Origin of the sequence: Helicobacter monodelphidis (genome assembly GCF_003288845.1) — a bacterium.
Classification (GTDB): domain Bacteria; phylum Campylobacterota; class Campylobacteria; order Campylobacterales; family Helicobacteraceae; genus NHYN01.
The window spans coordinates 1-647 of the sequence record NZ_NHYN01000082.1 but is presented as its reverse complement, the minus strand read 5'-3'; the positions used below and the strand labels follow the sequence as shown (position 1 = coordinate 647).

Genomic DNA, 647 nt, shown 5'->3' with positions numbered 1-647 from the left:
ATTGCCTTCTTGATGTGTAAAGAAGTTTTCTAGCTCTCCTTTTTGCTGTTTTGTTTGGAGTTCTAAGGCTCTTTGTAGGATTGGATCTTCTGTGGATTGATATTGATTTGTAGTTTGTGGTATAATAGTGGTGGTTGCAGAAAGTGCATTTGCACCAGATGAATTTTTATCCATTAGCTCCAATCCATTAAGTTGGTGTGTAGAGAGTGTTGGGGTCTCTACCTGCAACAGATTTTCTTTAGCAGGTGAATGTTTACCTAAACCAGCCCAAGCTGATTTTAAATCAGGGTGTAGGAAGTGGGCGTCCCTACCACCTGTTTCAACTTGTCTTTGTAATCTTTCAAATTCCTTTATTCTTTTTTTGTTTGTATGAAATATCTCATTTGTTCCGCTTTCATTTTTTATAACTACATCAGCCATTTTTTCATGATTTAGAACTTTCACTGCTTTAATGACTTTGTAATCTTTATTATCTCTATTTGCATCAACAATTATTTCAGGCTCTTTTACTACTTCTGCAATTACGCTAGAGACTTCTTGCATATTCTTAAACATTTCAGGGTGTCGCCCATATAAATAACTTAAATCAGCAATAGCTTCTTTGTCTCCAAGTAGTTTTGCTAATTGCTCACAGAGTCTAAATATTT

1 protein-coding gene is annotated in these 647 nt (G+C 35.1%); it reads right to left on the bottom strand.

The features are described 5' to 3' along the window. The coding region (locus CCZ01_RS09985; protein ID WP_258437186.1) for a hypothetical protein at positions 1-645 on the bottom strand (645 nt) is incomplete at its 3' end. Positions 646-647 lie beyond the last annotated feature (2 nt).